This is a genomic window from Pseudoxanthomonas suwonensis (genome assembly GCF_010093235.1).
GTDB lineage: Bacteria > Pseudomonadota > Gammaproteobacteria > Xanthomonadales > Xanthomonadaceae > Pseudoxanthomonas > Pseudoxanthomonas suwonensis.
Genome location: NZ_PDWP01000003.1, coordinates 82,182 through 98,862, shown reverse-complemented (window position 1 = coordinate 98,862; position 16,681 = coordinate 82,182). Strand labels below are relative to the sequence as shown.

Annotated in this window: 17 protein-coding genes; 16 read left to right on the top strand and 1 reads right to left on the bottom strand. The window is 70.5% G+C overall.

From position 1 onward, the window contains the following. The first annotated feature begins 11 nt into the window (after positions 1-11). The 7 genes from CSC68_RS02245 to CSC68_RS02215 all read left to right on the top strand — a co-directional run bounded on the left by CSC68_RS02245 (position 12) and on the right by CSC68_RS02215 (position 6,164). Entirely contained in the window at positions 12-1,625 is a 1,614-nt protein-coding gene (locus tag CSC68_RS02245) for an alpha-glucosidase family protein (protein ID WP_162201872.1), read from the top strand. Positions 1,626-1,942: 317 nt separating this feature from the next. Further along, positions 1,943-3,067 (top strand): DUF3182 family protein, encoded by a 1,125-nt coding sequence (locus tag CSC68_RS02240; protein ID WP_246193423.1) that lies wholly within the window; start codon positions 1,943-1,945, stop codon positions 3,065-3,067. Further along, complete coding sequence (locus CSC68_RS02235; protein WP_162201871.1) at positions 3,051-3,857, top strand: alpha/beta hydrolase family protein; 807 nt, start codon at positions 3,051-3,053, stop codon at positions 3,855-3,857. Before CSC68_RS02240 ends, CSC68_RS02235 begins: the two co-directional genes overlap by 17 nt. Positions 3,858-4,004: 147 nt before the next feature. Beyond that, positions 4,005-4,436 carry an HU family DNA-binding protein gene (locus CSC68_RS02230; RefSeq protein WP_162201870.1) on the top strand — a complete coding sequence of 144 codons (432 nt, stop codon included), beginning with the start codon at positions 4,005-4,007 and terminating at the stop codon, positions 4,434-4,436. Between the two features lie 106 nt (positions 4,437-4,542). Then, a complete protein-coding gene (locus CSC68_RS02225) occupies positions 4,543-5,121 on the top strand; it encodes a M23 family metallopeptidase (RefSeq protein ID WP_162201869.1) in 579 nt (192 codons plus the stop codon). An 89-nt stretch (positions 5,122-5,210) separates the two neighbouring features. Further along, positions 5,211-5,516, top strand: coding sequence for a DUF3861 family protein (locus CSC68_RS02220; RefSeq protein ID WP_162201868.1), 306 nt, complete (start codon positions 5,211-5,213; stop codon positions 5,514-5,516). A gap of 75 nt (positions 5,517-5,591) precedes the next feature. Beyond that, positions 5,592-6,164: a YceB family lipoprotein gene (locus CSC68_RS02215; RefSeq protein ID WP_162201867.1), complete on the top strand. Its 573-nt coding sequence runs from the start codon at positions 5,592-5,594 to the stop codon at positions 6,162-6,164. A 6-nt stretch (positions 6,165-6,170) separates the two neighbouring features. On the opposite strand, the gene CSC68_RS02210 is transcribed toward CSC68_RS02215, so the two are convergent. Then, positions 6,171-6,638, bottom strand: coding sequence for an SET domain-containing protein (locus tag CSC68_RS02210; RefSeq protein WP_162201866.1), 468 nt, complete (start codon positions 6,636-6,638; stop codon positions 6,171-6,173). A gap of 207 nt (positions 6,639-6,845) precedes the next feature. On the opposite strand from CSC68_RS02210, the gene CSC68_RS02205 reads away from it, so the two are divergent. The 9 genes from CSC68_RS02205 to CSC68_RS02165 all read left to right on the top strand — a co-directional run bounded on the left by CSC68_RS02205 (position 6,846) and on the right by CSC68_RS02165 (position 16,651). Then, positions 6,846-7,310 (top strand): SUF system Fe-S cluster assembly regulator, encoded by a 465-nt coding sequence (locus CSC68_RS02205; RefSeq protein ID WP_162201865.1) that lies wholly within the window; start codon positions 6,846-6,848, stop codon positions 7,308-7,310. A 17-nt stretch (positions 7,311-7,327) separates the two neighbouring features. After that, a complete protein-coding gene (gene sufB / locus CSC68_RS02200; RefSeq protein ID WP_162201864.1) occupies positions 7,328-8,803 on the top strand; it encodes a Fe-S cluster assembly protein SufB in 1,476 nt (491 codons plus the stop codon). Further along, positions 8,800-9,204 (top strand): lysozyme inhibitor LprI family protein, encoded by a 405-nt coding sequence (locus CSC68_RS02195; protein WP_162201863.1) that lies wholly within the window; start codon positions 8,800-8,802, stop codon positions 9,202-9,204. Before sufB ends, CSC68_RS02195 begins: the two co-directional genes overlap by 4 nt. A gap of 40 nt (positions 9,205-9,244) precedes the next feature. Next, the gene (gene sufC, locus CSC68_RS02190; protein WP_162201862.1) at positions 9,245-10,009 is read left to right on the top strand and encodes a Fe-S cluster assembly ATPase SufC; all 765 of its coding nucleotides are present in this window, start codon (positions 9,245-9,247) and stop codon (positions 10,007-10,009) included. After that, positions 10,009-11,316, top strand: coding sequence for a Fe-S cluster assembly protein SufD (sufD, locus tag CSC68_RS02185; protein ID WP_246193422.1), 1,308 nt, complete (start codon positions 10,009-10,011; stop codon positions 11,314-11,316). Before sufC ends, sufD begins: the two co-directional genes overlap by 1 nt. Continuing rightward, positions 11,313-12,581, top strand: coding sequence for a cysteine desulfurase (locus tag CSC68_RS02180; RefSeq protein ID WP_162201861.1), 1,269 nt, complete (start codon positions 11,313-11,315; stop codon positions 12,579-12,581). The genes sufD and CSC68_RS02180 overlap by 4 nt, the downstream gene beginning before the upstream one ends. A 64-nt stretch (positions 12,582-12,645) precedes the next feature. Continuing rightward, positions 12,646-13,188, top strand: coding sequence for a GNAT family N-acetyltransferase (locus CSC68_RS02175; RefSeq protein ID WP_162201860.1), 543 nt, complete (start codon positions 12,646-12,648; stop codon positions 13,186-13,188). Further along, complete coding sequence (locus tag CSC68_RS02170) at positions 13,185-13,517, top strand: non-heme iron oxygenase ferredoxin subunit (protein WP_162201859.1); 333 nt, start codon at positions 13,185-13,187, stop codon at positions 13,515-13,517. Before CSC68_RS02175 ends, CSC68_RS02170 begins: the two co-directional genes overlap by 4 nt. Before the next feature lie 656 nt (positions 13,518-14,173). Further along, positions 14,174-16,651 (top strand): TonB-dependent receptor domain-containing protein, encoded by a 2,478-nt coding sequence (locus tag CSC68_RS02165; RefSeq protein ID WP_162201858.1) that lies wholly within the window; start codon positions 14,174-14,176, stop codon positions 16,649-16,651. The last annotated feature ends 30 nt before the right edge of the window (positions 16,652-16,681 follow it).

Sequence of the window (16,681 nt, the reverse complement as noted above, 5' to 3'; positions counted from 1 at the left end):
ATGGTTCCCGTATGTCCGATAACCAGTGGTGGCGCGGCGCCGTCATCTACCAGATCTACCCCCGCAGTTTCCTCGACACCAACGGCGACGGCGTGGGCGACCTTCCGGGCATCACCGACCGGCTGGACTACGTGGCCTCCCTGGGCGTGGACGCGATCTGGATCTCGCCGTTCTTCAAGTCGCCGATGGCCGACTACGGCTACGACATCGCCGACTACCGCGACGTCGATCCGCTGTTCGGCAACCTGGACGACTTCGACCGCCTGCTGGCCAAGGCCCACGGCCTCGGCCTGAAGGTGATGATCGACCAGGTGCTCAGCCACACTTCCGACCAGCATCCCTGGTTCCTGGAGAGCCGCCAGGACCGGACCAATCCCAGGGCCGACTGGTACGTGTGGGCCGACGCGAAGGAAGACGGCACCCCGCCCAACAACTGGATGTCGATCTTCGGCGGCGTGGCCTGGCGCTGGGAGCCACGCCGGTGCCAGTACTACCTGCACAACTTCCTGAGCTCGCAGCCGGACCTGAACTTCCACAACCCGGAAGTGCGGAAGGCCACGCTGGACAACGTGCGTTTCTGGCTGGACCGCGGCGTCGACGGCTTCCGCCTGGATGCGATCAACTTCTGCTTCCACGACGCGCAGCTGCGCGACAACCCGCCCAAGCCGGCGGACAAGCGCGTGGGCCGCGGCTTCAGCCCGGACAACCCGTACGCGTTCCAGTACCACTACTACAACAACACCCGACCGGAGAACATCGGCTTCCTCGAGGACCTGCGCCAGCTGATGGACCAGTACCCCGGCGCGGTGACCCTGGGCGAGATCTCCTCGGAGGACTCGCTGGCCACCACCGCCGAGTACACCTCCGGCAAGCGCCTGAACATGGGCTACAGCTTCGAGCTGCTGGTCGACGACTTCAGCGCCGGCTACATCCGCGGCACGGTCGAGCGCCTGGAAGCGGCGATGACCGAGGGCTGGCCATGCTGGGCGGTGTCCAACCACGACGTGTGCCGCGCGGTCACCCGCTGGGGCGGCGCCGAAGCCCCGCCGCAGCTGGCGCGCATGCTGGCCGCGATGGTCTGCTCGCTGCGCGGCTCGGTCTGCATCTACCAGGGCGAGGAGCTGGGCCTGCCCGAAGCCGACGTCCCGTTCGAGGCGCTGCGCGATCCCTACGGCATCACCTTCTGGCCGACCTTCAAGGGCCGCGACGGATGCCGCACCCCGATGCCGTGGAAGGACGCGCCCGATGCCGGCTTCAGCCCCGCCCAGCCGTGGCTGCCGGTGCCCGACGAGCACCGCGCCCGGGCGGTGGAGCACCAGGAAGCCGACCCGGGTTCGGTACTGCACGCCTTCCGCGCCTTCATGCGCTGGCGCAGGCAGCATCCGGCCCTGGTGCGCGGCTCGATCCGCTTCCTCGACACCGCCGAGCCGGTGCTGGCGTTCGTGCGCGAGCACGAGGGCCAGCGCGTGCTCGCCGCGTTCAACCTCTCCGCCAATGCCGCCACGCTGTCCCTGCCGGAAGGCCAGTGGCAGCCGCAGGCCATCCCCGGCTACGCCGCGGCAGGCCTCGATGGCGGCCAGGCCACGCTGCCCGGATGGGGCGTGCTGTTCGCACTCGCCGGCTGACTCCCTCCCAGCAGCCGCAGTGGGCCGGGGCATCACGGATGCCCCGGCTTTTTCATGCCCGTCGGGGTCCGGGCCTGGGCAGGAAGGCCGGGCGACCCCTTCGCAGCCCGGCAGGCAAGGCACATCCGGAGTCTTCCTCCGCCACCGGGCGTCATCGCCCCCGGATGCGGCATGGCCTTCTCCGTGCCGCGGAAAGTGACGCGAAGCACAGCCGTGCAGACAAGTCCCGGGCCGCTGCCCTGGAGCGCGGATCCTTCGCACCCGTTTCACCGCCCAGGCCGCAGCGTGCCCCCGTGACTTCCGCGGAGAGCCCGGCCATGCCCTCCCCCATCAACAGGTCGCGGCGCGCTGTGGTCACGGTCTGCACCAGCGGACTCCCGCGCAGCGACCACGAGCGTGCCTCGCAGGCCTGGGTCGCACGCCGCGTGGCCGAGCTGGCCGGCTGGGACTACGCGGGTGAATTCGATCCGGCCCGGCCGCCAACGCTGCGCCCCTACTTCGTGCCCGACGACACCCTGACCTCGGGCCAGGCCGCGCGCCTGGGGATCGCCGGGGAGGAAGACCTGTTCGGCGGCGTGGTCCCGCATGCCTTCGTGGCCAGCAAGGTCATCACCCACGGCCTGCCGCGCGACTGCGCCTCGGTGCCCGAGGGCTGGCGCCCGGAGCTGGGCGATCGGCTGCGCCCGGTGGTGCTGGACGGCTTCAGCGTGTTCTGCCCGGATTCGGCAGGGACCGCCGGCCGCGAACTTCTCGCCCGCGGCGGCATGATCAGGCTCAAGCCGGCACAGGCGCGCGGCGGCTGCGGGCAGCTGCGCGTGGGCGACCCGCAAGCCCTGGATGCGGCGGTGGCGGCCCAGGACCGGCTACAGCTGCAGGAGCACGGCATGGTGCTCGAGCAGGACCTGTCCGACGCCACCACCTGCAGCGTCGGCCAGGTCCGCATCGCCGGGCTGGTGCTGTCCTACCTCGGCACCCAGGAACAGGCACTCGACCGCGAGGGCCTGGAGGTCTACGCCGGATCGCGCCTGCACGTGGTCGCCGGCGACTACGCCGCGCTGGAGCCCCTGGCGACCGACCCGCTGCAGCGGCAGGCGCTGGACTGCGCGCGGCGCTATGACGCCGCGGTGGAGTCCGTCCACCCGGGGTTCTTCGCATCGCGCCGCAACTACGACGTCATCGCCGGACGCGATGCCCAGGGCCGATGGCGCTGCGGCGTGCTGGAACAGTCCTGGCGGCTGGGCGGGGCGTCGCCGGCGGAGGTCGTCGCGCTGGAGGCATTCCTGTCCCCGCGCCGGCCGGCCGGCGCGCTGGGCGCCTCCTGCCACGAGAGCCACGATCCGGCGCACCAGCCGCCTCCGGCCGCGCAGGTGCACTTTCACGATCCGCTCGCGCCCCGTGGACCGGTGCTGAAGTACGCTGTCCTGCATGGAAATACGCCTTGACCCGGTCGACATCAGGGTCGACGACGAGGTCGTCCGCGGCACCGTCCTCTCGCCGCCGCCGGCGTTGCCCGGCGTGCTGTTCGTGCATGGCTGGGGCGGCAGCCAGGACCACGACCTGGGACGCGCGCGTCGCATCGCCGGCATCGGCTGCGTCTGCCTGACCTTCGATCTGCGCGGCCACGAGGAAACCGCCGCGCAGTGGGAGACGGTCAGCCGTCCGCAGAACCTGGCCGACCTGGTCGCGGCCTACGACTGGTTCGCGGCGCGTCCCGACGTCGATGCCTCGGCCATCGCCGTGGTTGGCATCAGTTACGGCGGCTACCTGTCGGCCCTGCTGACGGAACTGCGCCCGGTGCGCTGGCTGGCCCTGCGCTCTCCGGCAATCTACAAGGACGAGGGCTGGGAGCTGCCCAAGCGGCAGCTGCATGCGGACCCCGACCTGCCCGCCTTCCGCCGCCGCCCGGTGGCGTGGGAGGAGAACCGTGCCCTGCGCGCCTGCCACCGCTTCCAGGGCGACGTGCTGCTGGTGGAGGCCGAACACGACGAGACCGTCCCGCACAGGGTCGGGGAGAACTACGCGGCCGCCTTTTCCAGCGTGCGCTCGCTGACCAGGCGTCTCATCGCCGGCGCCGACCACGCCTTTTCCGGCAAGCCGGAACAGCTGGCCTATACCGAAGCGCTGGCCGGATGGCTGGGCGAAATGGTGCGCGCGGCGCGCGAGCACGAGGCCGGGCAGAAGGTCGCCGAGCGCAAGCTGGCGCGCCGTTCGGGGGCTCCGGAGGCCCGCTGACCGCCCCGGTACGGCTCCCGATTGCCGTTTGTCGGCATTTTTTGCTCTTTTGCAGCGTTTTTCCTCTTGGCGGCGACCCGCGCATCGCCTACATTCGCCGTGCCGATCCTCTCGGCCCACCATCCAATCGAACGGAACAGGAAATTTATGGCGAAGACCACCAAGAAGCCGGCCGCCAAGAAGGCCGCGACCAAAGCGGCGAAGACGACCGCAGTGAAGAAGACTGCTGCTCCGAAGAAGGCTGCCGCCGCTCCGAAGAAGGCCGCCCCGCTGAAGGAAGTCCTGGGCAAGTCCGCCCTGATCAAGCACCTGTCCGAAACCAGTGGCGTCGTCGCCAAGGACGTCAAGGCCGTGCTGGCCGCCGTCGAGGATGCGGTCTCCGGCGCCATCAGCAAGAAGGGCGCTGGCACCTTCACCCTGCCGGGCCTGTTCAAGGTCACCGCGGTCAAGGTCCCGGCCAAGCCGAAGCGCAAGGGCATCAACCCGTTCACCAAGGAAGAGCAGTGGTTCGCCGCCAAGCCGGCCTCGGTCAAGGTCAAGGTGCGTCCGCTGAAGAAGCTCAAGGACGCTGCCGCCTGATCGGCGCGACTGGCTGAAGCTTTTCCGACGGGGCGGCCGCAAGGTCGCCCCGTTTTTCTTCCGGGCCTTGCCGCCGCCGGCACGCGCGACGCGCGATGCTCGGGCCATGTCCTCCCGCCGTTCCAAGTCCCTCGCCCGGCGCGTGGCACGCATCGCCTGGAACCTGCTGTGGCTCGCCGTGGCTGGCCTGGCCCTGCTGTGGGCCTGGCAGCATCCGGCGGCCCAGCGCACGCGCCTGCTCTGGGAACTGTCCCGCAGCCCGGCGCCGGATGCGCTGCCGGTCCCGGTGCAGGGCGTGGCCGCGCAGCGGATCGCCGATACCTGGGGCAGCGCCCGCGGGAATGGACGCGGGCACGAGGGCGTGGACATCTTCGCCCCGCGCGGCACGCCGGTCGCCAGCACGACCCGCGGCATCGTCACCGCGGTCCGCGAACGCGGCCTGGGCGGGCGCCAGGTGTGGGTGCGCGGCCCGGGCAACGAGTGGCACTACTACGCCCACCTCGACGACTGGGCCCCGGGCCTTGCGGTTGGCGACATGGTCGAGGCCGGAACCCTGCTCGGCACGGTAGGCGATACCGGTAACGCCCGTGGGACCCCGCCGCACCTCCACTACGGCATCTACTCCGGCTCCGGCGCCACGAACCCGTTTCCGCGACTGCAGGGAGCGCAGGGCCGTTCGCCCTGACGCGATGGAACGGTCCATCGTGGCCACGCCCCTCGTCCCCGGTCCGGGCGCGGCCTATCTTGGTCGCACGCTTCCACAGGACCGGCACCATGGCTTCATCTCCCCAGCGCTACCGCATCACAGTCACCCCGGTGGAGAACGGCGGGTTGCCATGCCAGGGACGCTGCTCCATCGAGTTCGAGCAACCCTGCGGCGATGACTGGATGCGCGTGGTCGAATCCAACCAGCGCCTTCCCGGCCTCAACGCCGACGAGCGGACCGCCCTTGTGATCGGCGCGCGCCTGCTGCACGGCATCGCCCGCCGCCATCCGGAGGCGGCCGAGGACCTGCTGGCCGGCATGCTCGATCCGCTCTCCCGCCTGCTGGAACGCCTCGACCCGCGCAACGGCGGCTGACCGCGCGCTGCCCCGCTAACGGCCGGTTCACCGGCCTGCGCCACGATGGACCTCCCCCGCAATGAGGAGCCATCGATGCGCCTGCACCGGATCCTTCCCGCCCTGCTGGGCCTGCTGCTCGCCACGCCGTCCGTCCAGGCCGAACCGCGGGTGGAAGGCCGGCGGATAAGCGTGGACAGCGCCGACGCCCGCGCCTTTATCCAGGAACGCTTCCCGCAACGGCACAGCACGCTGGGCGGGCTGCTGCAGCTGACCGTTTCCAATCCCGGGCTGGAGCTGCCCCCGGGCGCGCGCATGCATCTTGGCCTGGACCTGGCCGCGGCGACCGCCGGCGGCGCCTCCACCCCGGTGGGCCGGGTGCTGCTCAGCAGCGCGCTGCGCTACGACGCGGCGGCGAAGGCCTTCTTCCTGGAGCAGCCGGCAATCGAGGATTTCCGCCCTGCCCGCGCCGGGCTGGAACTGGACGCCAGCACCCGCGGACTGCTCAACGCCTGGCTGGCCGACTACGCGCGCAGCGAGCCGGTGTACCGGATCGAGCCACCGCTGGCCGCCCTGCTGGGCGGCATCCAGGTTGAATCGGCCGGGGTGCAGGATGGCCGGCTGTACGTGCTGCTGGACCGCGACCCGGTGCTCCCGGCCAGCGAGTGAACGCGCTCAGCGCTTGGGCTGGAGCATGGTCCCGGTGCACCTGGGCGATCCGCAGCGGCAGGCCCAGATCTTCTTCAGCCGCGCCGTGTGCCGCTCGGCCAGGGTGATGCCGTAGTTGTAGGTCAGCTCCTCGCCGGGGCGGATGTTGCGGATCGCCTCGATGAAGATGCGGTCCTTGCTGCGGTCGTCGCCGTCGTGCTCCACCACCACCGCCTCGCAGTTCGGGTCGCAGCTGTGGTTGATCCAGCGTGCGTCGTTGCCCTTGTAGTTGGCGTCGACCACGTACTCGTCGTTGAGCGTGAACAGGAAGGTGTGCCCGCTCTCGACGTCGCCGCTGGAATCGGCGTCGACCTCGTCGTGGGTGCGGCGCAGGCCCTTGTACTCGATGACGCGCTCGCCCTTGCGGATGGGCTCCACGGCGAACACGCCATTGCCATGGATGGGGGATTTGCGGGCGACGATCTTGCGGGGCATGGGCGTTCCGTGGCGGAGGCGGGTCGGCGATTCTCGCCGATGCGGCCATCCTGCCCAAGCCCGGCGTGATCCTCCACGGCGGCAGCCGCCAGGAGGCATGCCGCCGCGCGTCCGCAAACCGGACCTGAAGCCACGCATGAATACGTACTTGGACGGGCCGCCCCGAAAGCGTACAATTTCGGTCCGTTTTAGAGGTCCCGCCTTCCCATGCTGCGCGTCACGAAGCTGACCGACTACGCCACCGTCGTCCTGACCGTCCTCGCGGCGCGTCCGGGCCAGGTGCTGAGCGCGGCCGAACTGGCCGAGCACTCGGGCCTGGAACAGCCCACCGTGAGCAAGCTGCTCAAGCCGCTGGCCCAGGCCGGCCTGGTCGAAGGCCTGCGTGGCGTGCGCGGCGGCTACCGCCTGAGCCGCGACGCCGACCGCATCACCCTGATCGAGATCGTCGAGGCGATGGAAGGCCCGCTGGCGATGACCGAGTGCAGCCAGGCCGGCAGCAACCAGTGCGGCATCGCCCACCAGTGCGGCGTGCGCACCAACTGGCGGCTGATCAACGACGTGGTCGCCGACGCCCTGCGCGGCGTGACCCTGGCGCAGATGCTGCATCCGCTCTCCCCCTCCGTTCCCACCGCCACCCGCCGGCGCGAGATCGCCGTGCAGGTGGCCAGTTGAATCCCGCAGGCAGCCCGATGGCCACCGAAATGCAGACCCCCACCGCCGAAGCCACGCCGCAGAACGCCGAGATCCTCGAGCGCCTGGGCCGCCGCTATGACGCCGGCTTCGTCACCGAGATCGAGTCCGACTCCCTGCCACCGGGCCTGGACGAGGACGTGATCCGGGCGCTTTCGGCCAAGAAGGACGAGCCGGAGTGGATGACCCAATGGCGCCTCGATGCGTACCGCCGCTGGCTGACCATGCCGGTCCCGAACTGGGCCAAGCTGCAGATCGCGCCGATCGACTTCCAGTCCATCAGCTACTACTCCGCGCCCAAGGGCCCGAAGTACAACTCGCTGGACGAGGTGCCTAAGGAGCTGCTGGATACCTACGACAAGCTGGGCGTGCCGCTGCACGAGCGCGCCAAGCTGGCGGGCGTGGCGGTCGACGCGGTGTTCGACTCGGTCTCCGTCGGCACCACCTTCCGCAAGGAGCTGGCCGAGAAGGGCATCATCTTCTGCTCGATGTCCGAGGCCATCCGCGAGCATCCGGAGCTGGTCAGGAAGTACCTCGGCAGCGTGGTCCCGCACGGCGACAACTACTTCGCCGCGCTCAACTCGGCGGTGTTCTCCGACGGCAGCTTCGTGTTCATCCCCAAGGGCGTGCGCTGCCCGATGGAGCTCTCCACCTACTTCCGCATCAACGCCGGCCATACCGGGCAGTTCGAGCGCACCCTGATCGTGGCGGAGGAAGGCGCCTACGTCTCCTACCTCGAGGGCTGCACCGCGCCGATGCGCGACGAGAACCAGCTGCATGCGGCGGTGGTCGAGCTGGTGGTGCTGGACGATGCCGAGATCAAGTACTCGACCGTGCAGAACTGGTACCCCGGCGACGAGGAAGGCCGCGGCGGCATCTACAACTTCGTGACCAAGCGCGCCGAGTGCCGGGGCGCGCGCAGCAAGGTGACCTGGACCCAGGTCGAGACCGGCTCGGCCATCACCTGGAAGTACCCGTCCTGCGTGTTGCTGGGCGACGACTCGGTGGGCGAGTTCCACTCGGTGGCCCTGACCCCCCACCGCCAGCAGGCCGACACCGGCACCAAGATGATCCACGTCGGCAAGCGCACCAAGTCCAAGATCGTGTCCAAGGGCATCAGCGCCGGCCGCGGCCAGAACACCTACCGCGGCCTGGTCAAGGTCGACCGCAATGCCGAAGGCGCGCGCAACTACACCCAGTGCGACAGCCTGCTGATCGGCAAGCAGTGCGGCGCCCACACCTTCCCCTACATCGAGGTGAGGAACCCCGGCGCCACGGTCGAGCACGAGGCCACCACCTCCAAGATCAGCGAGGACCAGCTGTTCTACTGCCGCAGCCGCGGCATCTCCGAGGAGGACGCGGTCTCGCTGATCGTCGACGGCTTCTGCAAGCAGGTCTTCCGCGAGCTGCCGATGGAGTTCGCGGTCGAGGCCAAGAAGCTGCTGGAAGTGAGCCTGGAGGGCTCGGTCGGATGAGGATCCTGCTGCTGGTCCTGGCCCTGCTGGCCAGCGGCCCGGCCCTGGCGGGCGGGGACGACGTGATCCGCTGCAACCCGGACGGCAACCAGCGGGAGCTCGACCAGTGCGCGGCCGACGAGCTGGCCGCCGCCGACGCCGAGCTCAACGAGACCTGGCGCCAGGTCCTGGCCCGGGCGGGCGAGGGCGTGGCCCGCGACCGCCTGGAGGCCGCGCAGCGGCTGTGGATCCAGCTGCGCGATGCCGACCTGGAGGCCCGGTTCCCGCTGGCCGAAGGCCAGGATCCCCGGGTCATGTACGGCTCGATGTACCCGATGGAGCGGGCCTCCGCCAGGGCCGCGCTCACCCGGCAACGCAACGAATGGCTGCGCGCCACCTTCCTCGAGGCCGAAAGCCCCTGACGGCGCGCGCCCTCCCCCTTACGCACAAGACGAACACGCCATGCTGAAGATCGAAAACCTCCACGCCAGCGTCGCCGGCAAGGAAATCCTCAAGGGCCTCTCGCTGGAAGTGAAGCCGGGCCAGGTGCACGCCATCATGGGCCCCAACGGCGCCGGCAAGTCGACCCTGGGCAACATCCTCGCCGGCCGCGACGGCTACGAGGTCACCGAAGGCTCGGTGGAGTTCGATGGCCAGGCCCTGCTGGAGCTGGAGCCGGAGGAGCGCGCCGCCGCCGGCCTGTTCCTGGCGTTCCAGTATCCGGTCGAGATCCCGGGCGTGAACAACACCTACTTCCTGCGCAGCGCGCTCAACGCCCAGCGCAAGGTGCGCGGCCAGGAGGAGCTGGACTCGATGCAGTTCCTCAAGCTGGTGCGCGAGAAGCTCGCCGTCCTGCACCTGAAGGACGAGCTGCTGCACCGCGGCGTCAACGAAGGCTTCTCCGGGGGCGAGAAGAAGCGCAACGAGATCTTCCAGCTGGCCGTGCTCGAGCCGAAGCTGGCGATCCTGGACGAGACCGACTCGGGCCTGGACATCGACGCGCTCAAGACCGTGGCCGACGGCGTCAACGCGCTGCGCACCGCCGAGCGCTCGTTCCTGGTGATCACCCACTACCAGCGCCTGCTGGACTACATCAAGCCGGACGTGGTTCACGTGCTGGCCGACGGGCGTATCGTCCAGACCGGCGGCCCCGAGCTGGCGCTGGAACTGGAGAAGCACGGCTACGCGTGGCTCAAGGACCGGATCGCTCCGGAACAGGTGGCGTAATGGCCGCGCTGCTGGAATCGTTCCGCCAGGGCTTCGATGCCCTGCGCGCGCCGGAGGCGCAGGAACTGGGCCCCGGCCGCCGCGCCGCGCTGGAGGCGCTGCTGGCCGACGGCCTGCCGGGCCCGCGCGAGGAGGCCTGGAAGTACACCCCGCTGCGCGCGCTCGAGCGCCGCAGCTTTGCGCCCGCCGACACCACGCCGCCGGCGTTCGACCCGGCCGTGATCGCGGGCATCCCCGCCCCGCGCCTGGTATTCGCCAACGGCCGCTTCGATGCCGCCCGCAGCGACCTGTCCGGCCTGCCGGCCGGCGCCAGCGTCGAAGCGCTGTCGCAGGTACTGGAGCGCGGCGAGCCACGCGACGCCAACTTCCTGCTGCGCCGCTACGAGCGCCGCGACGAGGTCTTCGCCCGCGCCAATGCCGCCCTCGCCGAGGACGGTGCCGTGGTGCGGCTGGATGCCGGCGTGCGGCTGCCCGCTCCGCTGCACCTGGTGTTCGTGGGCGTGCCGCAGGACGGCGACCGCGCCTGGCACCTGCGCCACTTCATCGACCTGCGCGAGGACGCGGCGCTGGACATCGTCGAGCACCAGCTCGGCGCCGGCGACCACGCGCACCTGGCCAACGACGTGCTGCACCTGCACGCCGGCAAGCGCACCGTGGTCCGGCACGCCCGCGTGCAGGCCGATCCGGCACGCGCCAGCCGCTTCGCCCGTACCGACGCGGTGCTGGCGCGCGAGGCGCAGTACCGCCGCTTCGACCTGGAGCTGGGCGCTGCCCTCAGCCGCCACGAGCTCAACGTGCGCCTGGAGGGCGACGGCGCGCGGCTGACCGCCAACGGCGTGCTGCTGGGCAGCGGCCGCCGCCACGTCGACACCCGCCTGGGCATCGAGCACATCGCCCGCGATACCGCCTGCGACCTGCTCTGGCGCGGCATCGCCGACGGCCGCAGCCGGGTCGTGTTCCATGGCGGCATCAACATCCGCCCGGGCGCCGACGGCACCGACGCCAACCTGTCCAACAAGAACCTGCTGCTGTCGGCCGACGCCGAGATCGACCCCCAGCCGGTGCTGGTGATCGACGCCGACGAGGTCAAGGCCGCGCACGGCGCCACCGTCGGCCAGCTCGACGCCAACGCGGTGTTCTACCTGCGCTCGCGCGGCGTGCCGCTGGCCGATGCGCAGCGCCTGCTGACCGTGGCCTTCTGCCGCGAGCCGCTGCTGGCACTGCAGGACGACGGCCTGCGCCAGCTGCTGCTGGCGCGCCTGGACGCGGCCCTGGCCGCGGCGCTCGACGGCGGGGCGGCGGCATGAACGGCCTGCCCGCGGTGCATGACGCCGCCCTGCCCGGCCATCCCGGCGCCGCAGTAGACTGGGCCCGGGTCCGCGCCGACTTCCCGCTGCTGATGCGCGAGGTCCACGGCCACCCGCTGGTGTACCTGGACAACGCCAACACCTCGCAGAAGCCGCTGTCGGTGGTGGCCTCGCAGGACGAGTTCTACCGCCGCCACAACGCCAACGTCAGCCGCGCCGTGCACGCCCTGGGCACCGAGGCCACCGAGGCCTACGAGGCCGCGCGCAGCCGCCTTGCGCGCTTCCTCAACGTGCGCGCCGACGAAGTCGTGCTTTGCAGCGGCACCACCTTCGCCATCAACCTGGTGGCGTACTCGTGGGCACTGCCGCGGCTGAGGGAAGGCGACACCATCCTGGTGTCGCGCATGGAGCACCACGCCAACATCGTGCCATGGCAGCTGGTGGCCCAGCGCACCGGCGCGAAGATCAGGGTCGCCGAGATCCTGCCCGACGGCAGGCTGGACCTGGACGCGCTTTACCGCGCGATGACCCCGGACGTGAAGCTGCTGGCCGTGGCCCACGTGTCCAACGTGCTGGGCACGGTCAACCCGGTGCGCGAGATCTGCCGCGAGGCGCGCCGCCGCGGCATCGTCACCGTGGTCGACGGCTCCCAGGCCGCGCCGCACCTCAGGCTCGACGTGGCCGGCATCGGCTGCGACTTCTACGCCGTCACCGGCCACAAGATGTGCGGCCCGACCGGCACCGGCGCGCTGTGGGCGCGCCGCGAGCACCTGGAGGCGATGCCGCCGTTCATCGGCGGCGGCGAGATGATCAGGGAAGTCAGCTTCGACGGCACGGTGTTCAACGACCCGCCGCACAAGTTCGAGGCCGGCACGCCCAACATCGCAGGCTTCGTCGGCCTGGGCGTGGCCATCGACTACCTCGACGCCATCGGCATGGAGGCGATCGCCGCGCGCGAGGCCGACCTGCTGGCGCACGCCACCGAGGCGCTGCAGGCCATCCCGGGCCTGCGCATCTTCGGCACCGCGCCGGGCAAGGCCGCGGTGATCTCGTTCCTCGTGGAGGGCGCGCACGCCCACGACCTGGCCACCCTGCTGGACCTGGAAGGCGTGGCCGTGCGCTCGGGCCAGCATTGCGCCCATCCGCTGCTGCAGTACTACGGCGTGGCCGCGACCCTGCGCGCCTCCCTGGCGTTCTACAACACGCACGAGGAAATCGACCGCTTCGTCGCCGCGCTGGAAAAGACCCGCCGCCTGCTCGCCTGAGCCGCGGCGGGCCGCACGCCGCCGCCGGGCTGCCGGCGGCGTTGCCCCGGCCTAGAATGCGCGGATGGACATGCCGACCTTCCGCCACGCCATCCACGCCGACATCCCCGCCATCGTCGAACTGGTCACCGCCGCCTACCGCGGCGAGAGCAGCCGCAAGGGCTGGACCACCGAGGCCGACCTGCTGGACGGCCCGCGCATCGATCCCGGCGTGCTTGCCGCCGATATCGACCGCCCGCGCAGCATCGTGCTGCTGGCCGAACGCGCCGGCACCCTGCTGGCCTGCGCGCACGTGGCCGAGGAGGACGGCGCCGGCTACTTCGGCATGTTCGCGGTGCGTCCCGACCTGCAGGCCGGCGGCCTCGGCAAGGCGGTGCTGGCCGAGGCCGAGCGCATCGCCCGCGATGACTGGGAGCTGCCGACGATGCGCATGACCGTGATCGACGTGCGCGAGAGCCTGATCGCCTACTACGGGCGCCGTGGCTACCGCCGCACCGGCATCCACAAGCCCTTCCCCTACGGCGACGAGCGCTTCGGCATCCCGCTGCGCGACGACCTGCGCTTCGAGGTGCTGGAGAAGCCGCTGCGCGCCGGGGTGGCGGCATGAGCGCGACCTGGACCTTCGTCTGCGCCCCGTCGGAGCTGCTGCCCGGCGAGATGCGAACCGTGTTCGACGAGGTGACCGATACGCCGATCCTGGTGGTCAACCTCGACGGCCAGCTGTACGCGCTGGAAGACCGCTGCAGCCATGAGGACTACGAGCTTTCGTCCGGCAGCATCGACCCGGCCGAAGGCAGCATCGAATGCGTGCTGCACGGCGCCCGCTTCGACCTGCGCGACGGCCGCGCCCTATGCGCCCCGGCCTATACCCCGGTGCCCAAGTTCCCGGTGAAGGTCGACGCCACCGGCGTCTGGACCCGCGACGACCGCGGCTGATCCCCAGGTACGCGCGACCGGCGCGCCCGGGCCCGAGGCCGCCACGGCGGCCACGAACCATCGCCCAACCGCCCGTCGGTCCTCCTCGGCAACCCATTGGACTGCAGCCGGCTTTACGCCATGCGGCTGCAGTGAGCCTCTCGGCCGCGCGCGCCCACTCCGACCGGGAAAGGGATCGGGGTGAGGGTGGAATCCGGTCGACGGACCGCCAGCCGCGTCGCGATGCCGGCTGCCGGGCTGCCGGGCTGCCGGGCTTGCTGCCCGCCCCAAGCCATCACACCCCGCGTCTCCACGGGACGCCGGTCCGGAACATGCGCCCGTGGCCGGCATTGCCCGGGAGTTCCAGACATATGGAGTGGGCCGGAATTGGCCCCGACCCGCGCGCCGCCGTTGTAAATAAGAATCCCTATCATTATCATGCAGGGCATCAACACCAAGGGAGCCGCCTGGAGTCCTGATCCCGCCCCGCGGAACCGTCCAGTGCGCCTTCTTCGATGAGCGATACCCAACCGCGCCAGCACGCACCCCCAGGCCCCCGCCCCACGGCAGCCGCAACCGCCTGCCTGGCGCCGCCCTGACGCCAGCCGCGCCCCTTATCCAGACCACTGCCACGCGGGCCACCGCCCGCGTACGCCGTGCCTACACACCCGGAACCCATGTCCAACAACCGCCTGCTCCGTCCCGCACGCCTCCCGCTTGCGCTGTGCATCGCGCTGGCCGCCACTCCCGTCCTCGCCGCACCGGCGCCGGCGCCTGCCCCGGCCGGCGAGCCCAGCACCCTCGACACCGTGGTGGTCACCGCCACCGGCTATGAGCAGAAGATCGTCGACGCACCGGCCAGCATCAGCGTGATCACCCGCGAGGACCTGGCCCAACGCCCGTACATCACCCTGCTGGACGCGGTCCGCGACCTGGAGGGCGTGGACATCGGCGAGACCCGCGACAAGACCGGCCAGGGCACGATCTCGATGCGCGGCATGGGCGCGGACTACACCCTGGTCCTGATCAACGGCCGCCGCCAGAACAACCACGGCGACATCTATCCGAACTCCTTCGGCGGCAACCAGTTCAACCACATCCCGCCGCTGGACGCGATCGAGCGCATCGAGGTGATCCGCGGCCCGATGTCGACCCTGTACGGCGCCGACGCCATGGGCGGCGTGATCAACATCATCACCCGCAAGGGCCTGGACACCTGGGCCGGCTCGCTGACCCTGGGCCGCACCTTCGAGACCAATGACGACTACGGCGACGACAGCACCGCCGATTTCCACCTCACCGGCCCGCTGGTGCCGGGCAGGCTGGACCTGGCCGTGCGCGGCAGCTGGTACCGGCGCGATGCCTCCAACCCGGTATACGACGACGTGACCGACCCGGCCGGCGAGCGCCACAGCCGTGCGCTGGGCTTCGGCGGCGGCGGCAAGACCGTGGACAACACCAACAAGGCCGGCGGCATCAGCCTGGCCTGGACCCCGACCGACAGCCAGACCCTCACCCTGGACGTGGACACCTCGCGCCAGGAATACGACAACGCCATCCGCATCAACGACGAAGGCGTGGAGGAGTATCCGGTCGGCACCGTGGACAACCACGGCGCGATGCTGCGCATCGGCAACAACGGCCGCATCGAACCGCGCGCCGGCTACGCGCCGACGCAGGAATTCACCCGCGACAGCTGGTCCCTGACCCACGAGGGCAGCTGGTCCTTCGGCACCAGCCTGGTCTCGCTGGCCTACGTGGAGACCGACAACAGGGGCCGCACCCTGCCCTTCACCGTGGCCGAGCGCCGGCAGCTGCAGCAGCTGTGGAACGCCGCCTGCACCAACCTGGGCGGCAGCGTCGGCGCCGGCGGCTACTGCGCCCCGGGCGCGGCGATCGGGTTCCGCAACGCCAATGCCTGGAACAACCAGTCCGAGGCGCAGAAGCTGGCGATCATGCAGGCCAACCTGGCGCCGGAGCAGTACCAGCAGCTGCTGGGCTACCTGCCGCGTCCGCAGCGCACGCTGGAGAGCTCGCAGTACACCCTGGACGCCAGGCTCGACATCCCGTTCCAGGCCGCTGGCGAACACGTGGCGGTGCTCGGCACGCAGGTGGTGCGCGGCGAGCTGACCGACGGCGTGTTCGGCATGGAGGCCGGACGCCCGGGGGGCAGGCAGGAACACAACATGTACTCGCTGTTCGCGGAGGACACCTGGAAGCCGGTCGAGCGGCTTTCGCTGACCGGCGGCATCCGCTACGACGACCACGAGGTGTTCGGCAGCCATGTCAGCCCGCGCCTGTACGCGGTGTACACGGTGAGTCCGGCCTGGACGCTGAAGGGCGGCGCCAGCACCGGCTTCAAGACCCCGAAGACCACCCAGCTGTACGACGGCGTCGTCGGCTTCGGCGGCCAGGGCACCTCGCCGATGTTCGGCAACCCCGACCTGGAGCCGGAGACCAGCACCAGCTACGAGCTGGCCGCGTACTGGCAGCATGAGGACGGCCACAACTTCAACGCCACCGTCTTCCGCAACACCTTCGACGACAAGATCTCCTCGCAGCCCTGCGGCAACGGCCTGGCCCTGGCCTGCTCGGACACCGGCGAATACGCCGGGCTGGGCTACGCCAACAGCACCCGCACGGTGAACATCGACAAGGTGGTGATCCAGGGCGCCGAGCTGGCCGGCCGCTGGCAGATCTCCGGTGCCTTCGGCCTGCGCGCGAACTACACCTGGACCGACAGCGAACAGCGCAGCGGGGCCCAGGCCGGGCTGCCGCTGGGCGAGAGCGCCAGGCACATGGCCAACGCCACCTTGGACTGGCAGGTCTCGGACGCATTCGGGCTGTTCCTGACCGCCGAGTCCCGCTCCAAGCGTTACCGCGGCCTGCATCAAGAAACCCGGGAACCGCTGTACTACCGGGACTACACCGTCCTGCACCTGGGCGGCGCGTACCGGATCAATGACGCGGTGACGGTCAACGCGCGGATCAACAACCTGCTGGACCGCGACTTCACCACCTACGCCACCGAGTTCCGCGACCTCAACGACGACGGCGTGTACGAGGACGGCACCAACGAGGTGCTGTACCTGGACGACTACAACAACAAGGACAAGGCCCGCAGCGTCTGGGTCAGCGTCAACGTCCAGTTCTGAGCCCCCGCCTGCGCCCGGGCGTCAACCGTC